Below are 2,310 nucleotides of genomic sequence, written 5' to 3'. Positions count from 1 at the left end.
GACTGACTTTGACGAAAAACTGTTCGATCCAAACTACTTCCTCGAGAAGACCTTTGATTGGCGCTCGATGTCACCAGAAGAGTGCATTGCACGAAGGTACCTTGAGTTCGGCTCTTTCGATTCAAAAGGTTGGGAAATAAAGAACAAAGAATTAGAAAAGTGGATACGTCGGTTCGATGAGATTTTCCACGATCCTAAACTGATCGAAGAATGCAGAATTAAATACCTCACGAAGGAAGAATTTGAAGAACAGGAGCGATTAATCAAAAAGATTGATGAAAATGGCTTCTAAGAAAAAAGGTTGTGCCAACCAGTCAGCCCATACAACTCCAGCCAGCGCTCCGCGCTGACCTCCGCGTATGGCTTTCACGTTCGACAAATAATTATGTGCCCTGCTTGCAGCAAATTCCCAGCTCCAACCTCAAATTTCATTTCCTATGGCATAAGTAATTCGAGACACTCCGAATTATTCCAGTGCATGGGATGCGGAGGCTTCATCGAGCTGGTTGAAGAGGAAAGAAACGGAAGAAGAATAAATGACGCAGAAGCTCAGGTAAGCTACAATCTCACACCAGGAACCTACCCCAACAAAACTGATTTAGACAGAATTTCGAAGGCGTCGGAACCGATCCGAGAGATATTTAAGAAAGAAATAATTAGAGGAAATAGACTCAGTGAAACGAGCGAGGGATGGCCTTCAAAAGGAGTCACGATTTGGTTGAGAAATGGATTCCTAAAAGACCATAGAACTAAATCAGTCGAGTTTCGCAGACTCAACGATCCACACTATTGGAAAGACGAATACTGTGATCCTGAAACCGGAGATCTGATCGTCTCAAAATTCAAATAAAATGAAGTCGAACCAGTCGTGCCATACAACTCCGGCCATCGCTCCGCGATGACCTCCGCGTATGCACTCGACGTTGTGTAGAAACGAATGAGCAATAAGAACGAAATCTTCACTGTCCTAGCTTCGAGCGACTTCTCCCTTTGGGAAAGCGAGGTTACGAGGAAGTATCGTCAGCACTTTCACCTGTCTGTCTCAACCTCCCCAATACAAACTCTCGAACGGTCAGCAGAAGAGAAAGAAAGACAGGTACAAGAATGTGTAGATCTCCTGATACCTGGAATCGAGCGACTCATCTTTTATCCCCAAGATTCGCAGACGATTGAAGAACTAAAAGAAAAAGAATGGATCGTTTCGAAAGGAGGCCAGCTTGTTACTCAGTGGAGATGGTCCTCTTTTCTGGACGAACCTGCTCTCCTGCTTGACTCCGATTCCCCAGAATCTCCCTGCCCATATCTTCTCGAGTGCAGAATAGAGTCGATCGATTGGGATTCTTTCTTCTCTCAAACGTGCGATCCGACGGTTTACACCAATTTCGGGTCAATCTTCCCTAAATCCGCTATTCAGTATGCGAAACGTAGAGGTACAGCACGCAGAGCGTACATCGCGCTATCTTCATCGGCTTACACTTTCATGGACGTGACCATCTTTGAATCAGTTGAATCGAAAGAGAGACTTCTCACATCCGCGTTTTCCTCATCAAGAACCACAAAACGTCTAGAATTGTGCTTAAAGAACTAATACACAACCAGGCGGCCCATACAACTCCGGCCATCGCTCCGCGATGACCTGCGCGTATGGCCTTCACGTTAGGCAGAAAATTTATGAAAAAGAACCTCATCCTCCTCACGTTCCTCGCTTCAATCGGTACTCTTTGCTTCTCCCAGGATAAAGAAGCAAAAGACCCTTTCGACTTAAGTGCATCTTCCTCGAAAATTGAAGAACTCGGAGTCATCACGAAAGCCGCTGTTGACGAGTTAGAAATAAGAGCACGTTCACTGTTCAACGAAGAGAAATACGAAGATGCCATTCCAGTACTAGAAGAATACTCAAAGAAGGCAAACTGGTTGGCTAACATGTTGGCGGCTACTCTAGACCCATACTACGGAGCCAGCTACGACGACCGTAAAGACTATCCCTATAAAAAGATCCAGCCGTTGATTCCACTAGAGACTATGGCTAACGAGTACAAATCAAAGAGAAACATTGCGATCGCCATGAGAGGAGAGTGTTTGCTTAAGATTGGAAACAAGAAAGAAGCCATTCCAGTTTTGTTGAACGCTCTAGATTTGATAGATATCGACAATGAGACATGGTGGCAACGAACCAGGAACAATCTGCTATCGATAATCGAGGTAAAAATATAAGCCTAACCAGTAGGAATGAGAAGGCACAGAGACGAGTCGCCATGAGGCGACCCGTCAATATAGTGCCTTTATGAATACAGCTACTACAACTCACAC

At 44.9% G+C, this 2,310-nt stretch carries 3 protein-coding genes; all 3 read left to right on the top strand.

Annotated elements, in window-relative coordinates; all coding sequences use genetic code 11:
• Positions 1-292 (top strand): hypothetical protein (locus tag QEH54_RS22650; protein ID WP_309021010.1); only part of this gene is annotated, 292 nt, incomplete at its 5' end.
• 186 nt (positions 293-478) lie between these two features.
• Positions 479-850: a hypothetical protein gene (locus QEH54_RS22645; protein WP_309021009.1), complete on the top strand. Its 372-nt coding sequence runs from the start codon at positions 479-481 to the stop codon at positions 848-850.
• A gap of 821 nt (positions 851-1,671) precedes the next feature.
• Entirely contained in the window at positions 1,672-2,214 is a 543-nt protein-coding gene (locus tag QEH54_RS22640; protein WP_309021008.1) for a hypothetical protein, read from the top strand.
• Positions 2,215-2,310 lie beyond the last annotated feature (96 nt).

It is taken from the genome of Pelagicoccus sp. SDUM812003, assembly GCF_031127815.1.
In the GTDB taxonomy this organism is placed as follows: domain Bacteria; phylum Verrucomicrobiota; class Verrucomicrobiia; order Opitutales; family Opitutaceae; genus Pelagicoccus.
The sequence above is the reverse complement of the archived record's forward strand: the minus strand, read 5'-3'. Positions and strand labels throughout refer to the sequence as shown.